Source organism: uncultured Gimesia sp. (assembly GCF_963976445.1).
Lineage (GTDB): Bacteria > Planctomycetota > Planctomycetia > Planctomycetales > Planctomycetaceae > Gimesia.
This window is the reverse complement of sequence record NZ_CAXBKP010000040.1, coordinates 24,085-31,924: the sequence shown is the minus strand read 5'-3', so window position 1 is coordinate 31,924 and position 7,840 is coordinate 24,085. Positions and strand designations below refer to the sequence as shown.

The window sequence follows — 7,840 nt, the reverse complement described above, 5'->3', positions numbered from 1 at the left end:
TTTATCCATTCTCGACAGGCTCATAGTGGATTGCAAGCCAAACGCTTTCCCGATCGGCGGCTGTCGCTTCCACCCGATGCCGACAAAACGCAGGAATGTTCACTGCATCCCCGGGAACTAGCGTCCGTCCCTCCGTTTCCCCCTCAAATCGCAGCACCGCCGACCCTGAGAGCAAAACCACCCATTCCGTATGCTGTTGATCATACCACTGCCCCTCCCGCGTCGCCTGCCCGGTCGACACAATCCGCTCCACCCGAAAGGCCTGGCCGCGAAACAGCTCCTCAAACATTTCCTCACCCGGCAGAGTCGAAAACGGAGTCAATAGATTATTGATTTCAGGAACCATCGTCGCTGCCTCGCTGCGGTCAAATAGAAAATGGAGTGGATCAGCGTGTACTTTAAGCGTCTAGAGACCACACAACAACCGATTCCCCCTGCCGACGGAGCCTTCTATGAAAAATCACTGGCGTCGACATCAATGAAGCAATATTGAAACGCGATCTTGTCAACGGCTCGGTAAAGTAATTTGATTTCTACAAAATCAACACACAAATCCGACGCCTGTGTGCCACTGGTGACTTGTCACCAGTGCTTGTGATTCACCGTGCCTACCTTCATTAAACTGAGTATAAAGTGACAACTTCAACGTAGCGACGGCACCTGTGTGTCCGCCCGCCTCTTGAAGTTCAATTTAGTTTTCACCGTGTGAATGGGACCAGTTGGAGCATTCTCAGATCGTCACGCAGCCCCCCCTGCCCCTACGGGCGGACACATGGGTCCGCGCCCTACGGAAACGAATCGGTAGTCTGGTTCCTGATTGTCTGTCTGAACTGCCACTTCCTGTTGCCTGCGGCAATACCGGATTGCATCCGGCACCACCCTGCTGTTGTGTGTTCTATAGATGCCACACAGGTTTCAATACAGGCGGATTCCCTCCCGCACATGTTCTGGTATTGAGCTGTAAATCCCATTAGAATATCGATAGTCGGGGACACCTTTGCGGTAACAGTTATCAGAAGTTTTCATCGGAAAATCGATGACGCGCATCCCCGCTCCTTCGAGGAGACGCTGAGCTCGTTTCCCGGCTTTCGTATGAGGATACTTTTGAATCAGCTTACTCAACTCCAGGTGAACCCGAAATAAACGGCACGATGCCAGATCTTCCTCCAGGTGTCTGATATTTTCTTTGGTTTTCAGATCCGGCGCAGTCTGATTTGCATCAGATCTGTCAGTTTTTGAAGGGCCCGCCTGTTCTGCAGTTGTCTGACGAGGTTGATCCGACAGGCCTGTCTCTTCTGACAAACCGATGAGCATCAGAGACAACACTAGAATAAAAACAGAAAGCATTCTTTGCATCTGATTCACTTTCTCTTCGAATGAATTGGATGGGACCGAATCCAATTTGGTCCGAGCGCAGCGAGCAGGAAACTGACACAGCTCAGCTTCCACCAAAGTCTAATTTTGGAAGTTCAACTCGTGAATACGGTGAGCGAGGCGGCTGGCAGGAATACCATCGATAAAGTAAATTCGGGGCCCAAGTGAGAAGGGGGATCTGACTTTCTGATTCTCAATATCCAGAAGTTTTTGAATCCGTTTATCTTCTGTTTTTCCGCGATACTGCTCGCGCAGACTTACCGCGCCTCGCTGTGCCTCCCAGAATTGATACGGATGATATTTTTCCACAAAGAGTCGCTGACCTGAGTTCGAATTCTGCTGCAGATCAATTCGCCCGCTGGTCACCAGACTAGGCTTTTTAGCAGACACAGGAACCTCTTGCTCCGGAGGAACCGTTTTCTCTGCCTCATCAGACTGCACCTCTGCTTGAACCAGGCTGACCAGAGCCAACAACATTCCTGCCATCAAAATGAAATGTCTTCTTTGCATCTGTTCTTCTCATCCTTGAGGTGACAAAATTCAGGTGTCTGCTCGAACTGGGGAATTTTATAACAGAACAAATTCGACGACAAGCCCCATTCCAACTATCATTTCAACGCATCTCCTGCTGGGCTTCCATTTCGAGTTGATGCACGATCGCGGATGTGGTTTCGACAATCGCCACAGCGGGGAAGTGCTGTTCGAACCATGTTCGATATCTCTTACCATTCCAAACCTTCAGCAAAATCGCTGTTCCCTCCCAGGTCGATATGTACTCCCGCCAGCACCATTCATCCCAAGGATGCGCCTTCTCTTCCTCAAGAAAAACCAAAACCTGTTCTCCATATTCAGCGTCATCCGACCTGGAAACTGGTGACAGCGTTTTCACATCATCGGGAGTCCACCAGGCATGGGTAAACCCCCAACCCATGGTGGGGGCTTCAATGATCAACGTCCCGGTCTCACCCGCATCCAGACGACGACGAAGTTTCCGCCGACTGAGCGTCCGCCCGTCATTCCACATGCTGAGATAGAACAGTCGTTCTCCCACGAAATTACTGCAAATCGCAAATAAGCCAACCACCATCAGCAAAGGCAATACAAACAATCCGATCAAAATCCCGAAGGGTAACGCGAAGAGATAAAGCGGGATGCTTAACAGTTTTTGATACCACGGCCATTCCCAGAATTCTCCCGTTTGTGACATCGATAACTCCTGATCACAATCCGATAAACGATTCACAGACAATTCCAATCATAACAACTCAAACGTTGTTTGAAATAACGAAACAATTTTTTGAGAAACTCCGAAACACATTCAGTCTGAGCGCAGTAAGCAGGTTGGGAGTGAAATGTTTCTAAAGAACACAACGGACTAATGCGCAAAAAAAACGTCCAGAGAAAATCGATTCCCTGGACGTTTATGTTTTACGATTCGATGCTGAGCGGCTTAATACTCTCCCACGACGTTGCCATCGGATTTATGCCCCAGATCCTGCCAGGTGGCGAGGTTAATATTTTCCGAAACAAACTGGACTCTACCATCGCAAAAGAGAACATGCACTCCTCCAACGTGATGACTGCGGGCTCCCAGCAATGAACCACTGCCACTACTACGGGAGCATTCTACGAAATCCGAGTTTGGCCCGATGAGAGTTGAATAACTCCACATATGCATTGAATTACCCCAAAACCAGGAATACCCCCGCTCGCTTTTGGTGGCTGTCCCTATGCAAACGGGGCCCGGTTGCACATTTTCCCGCACATACAGATACCCCACGATGCACTCAGAAACCATCATCGTATTGGAAGCCCCATCCGTGATGTCACTGATTTTGGTGGCACTGTTGAGAAACATCACAGAATTTCCATCGTTCGCATGCCGGGCTCCTCCGGCATTATAATCTCCATAATTGGCAGTACATGTGACATAATTTGTCGGGCCGTAATCTAATTTTTGCGTTGTGCTGCGATCTCCGGGATCGCTGGGACAACGATAGACGGGTAACTCATAGTTCATGACTTCGGTGTTATCAGGACCAGCGTTTCCCGGACGATGAGACCAGTCAATCTTATTGTACAATGCGCTTTGGTCCATATATTGTAAAATTCTCGCCTGCCAATTGATCTGACTGGACGTCCAACCGCTGATGACATCACGAACATGGGCTGAAGGAAACCGTAGTGCCGTGTCGTGATAGTTATGTAACGCCAGCCCAATTTGCTTCATGTTGTTTTTGCATGCATTACGACGGGCCGCTTCTCGCGCCTGCTGTACTGCCGGCAATAAAAGGGCAATCAAAATTGCAATGATGGCAATCACCACCAGCAATTCAATCAAAGTAAATCCCTCTCGACGTTTCAAAAATAATGATTTCATGATTTCGAGATACCTAAGTCATTTATAAGAATAATACAAAGTTTCAAAACAGCACGAATAATAAACACTACTCAGAGTCAAGTGAAAAACTGGCGTTATTCTCGCCTGATTTGACTTCATATTTGAGCGTAGACTCTGAATTATATTTCGCAGGCAGATACTGCTTCAGTATCTCGATTTTCTCACCGTCTAATTCCTGAAACTTCCCTGTTTTTTGGGAGGCATTGATGAGAATTTTATTCGGGCCGACCGTAGGACCCTGAACTGTATTCAGAGAGTATATTCCTTTTGAGATGATCGCCAGAACGGCTTTTCCACGAACTCGTTTACCAGAGGAATCAACGTCAGGTATAAATTGAATGCTCCCCTCAGGAAGAGGCATTCCGTCTAACGTCACGATTCCCGAAACCTGAGCCCGTTCAATTTTTTCAGCAGAACTGTCAAAGCAACCGCTAAGACTCAACGCGCATAAAATCAGAACAGAATAAATAGAGTCGCATATATGAAACATTGTGTGCCCGCATTTCAAATGACTCGATAGAAATTAGGTGGAGACCTAAAATGTTAATGAGCAAATGAGGTTGCTCTTAGTTTCAGAAAAGACTGGCAGGCAGAAATTGAACAGGAAGACAAATAGTCCTCCAGATGAATTTCTGTACCAAGTGTTAAACCTAATTTGAAAACCACCCTTATGTCAACTGTAAATTTGCGTTAAACCACGTCCACCTTACTGAAATCGAGCAAGCAGTAATCGAATTCTGATTATTTCTCGCGTTGCCCAGAAGCTACAATGCGTACACACGAAATAGGGTGGACTTCCTGAGATCGACTTTGGGGAAACGTCGTGAAACTGAGTTATACCCCCTACTTAAGTACCTTGGCTCTGTTTCAGATCTGAATAGCCCCTCCATCGAAAAGCGGAACGGTCATCGAAAAGTTTTCCCGGTAAGTCAGTTTTTGCTCCTCAAGAATTCCAATCGCAATTTGTTCGCCCATTCTGAGCGATTCAATGTAATCAGTAAAGTAGTGCACCCCCGCCCAGTCACGGCCGATGCTGATATTGGAGGCGAGTTTATTCAGTTCTCCTTCCACAGTCAGGGCAACAGGCTGGCCATTTTCGTCCACAACATCGACATCTTCAAGCTCCTCACCATCCTTGATCGGCACAAATGCTCTCATCGCATTCGAACCCGCAATGGCCAGCGGATGCTTATGATCAAAAAACGCTTTGAGAATGGTAACGCACGCACCAGCAACCGTCGCATGGCCGGCTCCATAAGCGGGATGCATCGGCGAGCCTTCACAGAAAGCCATCGGCAGCAGATAATTGCTTTTCGGCAAATGTTTCTTATCGACTGGATTTTTTTTCGCCACTAAATTAAGAATCGGCTGTAGTTCGGAAACCATCTTCTTAATTTCAGGAACACCGACTTCACTATTTTTATGCTTGGCCAATCGAGCCGCTAATGCCTCTGGCCTCAGGCGACGATGAATGTTGAACTTCTGAAACCGGACCGCCTTCAAGGCACGCGTCGCGACTTCGGTCAGCAAAGACAGAATGTGCGGGCCTCCAAAATGCGCAAACCCCTGCTGATGATCCCGAAAATCGTCCGCTTGAAACGGAATGCCTGGATCGAAAGGAATCCCATTGCCCATCAGTATCAGGCAGGCATTCAGATACGACTCATACAGCGCATCGTAATGCACATAAGTCGCCAGATCTCGTGGCGTCGTGATAAATCGCCGCTTTCGATTTTTCTTGTAACACTCGAGATCACTGAGATTCGCCCCCTGTTGAACATCAAGCCATTCATTCCAGGTCGTCATATGATCGTCCCGCGGCTTGGCAAACCGCACGCGCTGATCAATCGAAACTGCACCGTAAGAGATGAATCCATCTTTGGGGACTCGCTCTTCGTCCCGAGAATTGATCCCCCCCGTTCCCGCTAACAGGAACTGTGATAGATAAGGCCCGATCTCGTCCCCCGGAGTAATCCCCCGAAAGGCATTCTGGCCATGCAACTTGCCTCGTTTGCGACTGGCTTCATGAGCAGTCAATCGACAACAGTCAGCGTCTTGAAACCAGCTCAACTTATTCAACAGCGTCAACAGACCTTTGACAGTCGTATCAGGACTGGCACTGGAATCATCACTAAAGCGAACCTCCCCGGTCAGATCGACAATCCTGGTAAATTCAACATCTCTCAACAATGCCTGGCAATAAACCTCGCCCATCTCGGCGATTAACTCTTCGCTGCCAATCACAGGCGCAGGCGGCATCGTGACCGCTTGCGCATCTGGTCCTTCCAGATCGAAGGTCTGCCCGGCTCCCTGACTTTCCCAGGCCCGAACTTTGGCACAGTGTTCCTGTGCTTTTTTGGAACGCCAGTTTGGATGCGCCGGATCAAAGCCAATCGGCCCCAGGCGGGTCTCTTTGAAGTCGCGGGGGTCCCCGGTATCGATGGCGAAGACAAATTGCTCGAAATCACTCGGATCAACCAAACCCGTTTTGATATCGTGAGGTAAGCCTTTGGTAAAACTGGCCAGATACGATGGCTTGGAATTCGCCGAACGAAACTTCTGCTCATCGCCATTCGCGCTATGACGCGGATGAGGACGATGTGCTGCCAACTCTGCAGCCGAACTACGAATCGCTTGTGCTTGTTCTCTTCTTGTCTGCTGCATATCACCGCTCCTGATTCAATTCCAGATCTACCCTGACAGGAGAAATCCCATGTCTTCCCCGCCAACCTTGATCAGATATCTCATTAAAAGGCCCACTTCTGAAATTTCTCAGAAGCAAAGAGACACTCTTAATCTGATAACCGAAAAAGCAGCATCCAGCAGATCAGGTACTTTGAATTTAGTGGTAAATCAGTTTTAAATAGCAGACTGAGAGGCAAACAGCCATTAGTCACCCATCCTCTCTGGCCTTGGTTTCAGCCTCTGCTGCTTCTCCGTCTTTTTCTTCCACGTCTTTTTTCTTCTTCTTGAAAGGCAGGGACTCTTTAATCGACTCTTTCACCCCTTTGACTGCCCCTTTCACGAAGCCTTTTGCTGCATTGGCTGAGGTCTCCTCAATATTCTTCTTAATCCCTTCCCCTGCTCCTTTGAAGTTCACCGCGATACCCTGAGCTTCCACATCATCAGCGGTATGGAACGTTTTGTCACGCCCTGCAGAAGTAACTGTAACCATCTCGGCAACGCCACCTTGAGAATAACTGAGAACCAGAGGAGTCCCCCAAGGGTCTTTTTCTTTAAGCTCCCCCTCTGAAGCTCGAATGTAAACGCCACTTTCAGTTGTTTTTTTATCATATTCTTTCGTGATTCTCTTCACCTGGCTTAAAGCCTGTTCATTTTTGGGGTCGCTACATCCCAGCAAACAGAACAAAGAAATCATCAACATGAAAGTGGTAGTTGCAACTTTATTGCATTTTTTAAGTCTTGTGGATCTCATCAGCCAGCACTCCTGCTTCAGCAAATGGTTACGAGGGAACTAATGCTCACAATCGTAGCAATCTATTAGAATAGATGCAAAATGAATGGACAGATAAGTGAGAAATAGAGTTAGCAACGCAACGATCTAGGATGCAGCATTTCCCAAATCGAGCGCGTACTGCGCCTGATAAAATCGAAATCAAAAACCGGAATTGCCCTGTTACCGAACACCAAACAATCGTAGTTTGTCTGGGTTCCTCAGGGCGTAAATGCCGCTGATGCTCCCTGCGTCCAATTTAAAATGGAACGCCGTAGCCGGCGCCCCCGCTTCGCGCACGATCAACCCGGGGGCTCCGTTAAACCAGCTCACATTGATCGTCAATCGATTGGCGTCCGCATCTACAAAATAAGGGTGCACCAGTTTCAGGAAGAAGCGGGCAATCAAGTCTGCCCCTTCCAGAACTTTCCCCGATGCAGTCGCTTTCCCCCCACCATCCAAATGAAAGGTCGCATCCGTTTTCAGCAGCGCCACCAGCCGATCAGGCTCCCCTGCTTTAAATGCTTCCGTGAACGCATTAATCATTTGCCGATGCTAATATTGGAGGCCAGTTTAATCCGTTTTCCTTCCACGGTCAGGTCAGGTCAGGT

9 protein-coding genes are annotated in these 7,840 nt (G+C 48.3%); all 9 read right to left on the bottom strand.

Going from position 1 to position 7,840, the window contains the following annotated elements; genetic code table 11:
- Window position 1: 1 nt before the first annotated feature.
- The 9 genes from AAC022_RS25945 to AAC022_RS25905 all read right to left on the bottom strand — a co-directional run bounded on the left by AAC022_RS25945 (window position 2) and on the right by AAC022_RS25905 (window position 7,775).
- Complete coding sequence (locus AAC022_RS25945; protein WP_339736005.1) at window positions 2–346, bottom strand: cupin; 345 nt, start codon at window positions 344–346, stop codon at window positions 2–4.
- Window positions 347–915: 569 nt separating this feature from the next.
- Window positions 916–1,347, bottom strand: a complete 432-nt coding sequence (locus AAC022_RS25940) for a hypothetical protein (RefSeq protein WP_339736003.1) — start codon at window positions 1,345–1,347, stop codon at window positions 916–918.
- Between the two features lie 108 nt (window positions 1,348–1,455).
- Window positions 1,456–1,884 (bottom strand): hypothetical protein, encoded by a 429-nt coding sequence (locus AAC022_RS25935; protein ID WP_339736001.1) that lies wholly within the window; start codon window positions 1,882–1,884, stop codon window positions 1,456–1,458.
- Between the two features lie 103 nt (window positions 1,885–1,987).
- Window positions 1,988–2,581 carry a hypothetical protein gene (locus AAC022_RS25930; RefSeq protein ID WP_339735999.1) on the bottom strand — a complete coding sequence of 198 codons (594 nt, stop codon included), beginning with the start codon at window positions 2,579–2,581 and terminating at the stop codon, window positions 1,988–1,990.
- A 243-nt stretch (window positions 2,582–2,824) separates the two neighbouring features.
- Window positions 2,825–3,754 (bottom strand): DUF1559 domain-containing protein, encoded by a 930-nt coding sequence (locus tag AAC022_RS25925; RefSeq protein ID WP_339735997.1) that lies wholly within the window; start codon window positions 3,752–3,754, stop codon window positions 2,825–2,827.
- A gap of 67 nt (window positions 3,755–3,821) precedes the next feature.
- Window positions 3,822–4,151, bottom strand: a complete 330-nt coding sequence (locus AAC022_RS25920) for a hypothetical protein (RefSeq protein ID WP_339735995.1) — start codon at window positions 4,149–4,151, stop codon at window positions 3,822–3,824.
- Window positions 4,152–4,642: 491 nt separating this feature from the next.
- Window positions 4,643–6,439: a vanadium-dependent haloperoxidase gene (locus AAC022_RS25915; protein ID WP_339735993.1), complete on the bottom strand. Its 1,797-nt coding sequence runs from the start codon at window positions 6,437–6,439 to the stop codon at window positions 4,643–4,645.
- Between the two features lie 229 nt (window positions 6,440–6,668).
- Window positions 6,669–7,235 carry a hypothetical protein gene (locus tag AAC022_RS25910; RefSeq protein ID WP_339735991.1) on the bottom strand — a complete coding sequence of 189 codons (567 nt, stop codon included), beginning with the start codon at window positions 7,233–7,235 and terminating at the stop codon, window positions 6,669–6,671.
- Window positions 7,236–7,412: 177 nt separating this feature from the next.
- The gene (locus AAC022_RS25905) at window positions 7,413–7,775 is read right to left on the bottom strand and encodes a hypothetical protein (RefSeq protein ID WP_339735989.1); all 363 of its coding nucleotides are present in this window, start codon (window positions 7,773–7,775) and stop codon (window positions 7,413–7,415) included.
- Window positions 7,776–7,840 lie beyond the last annotated feature (65 nt).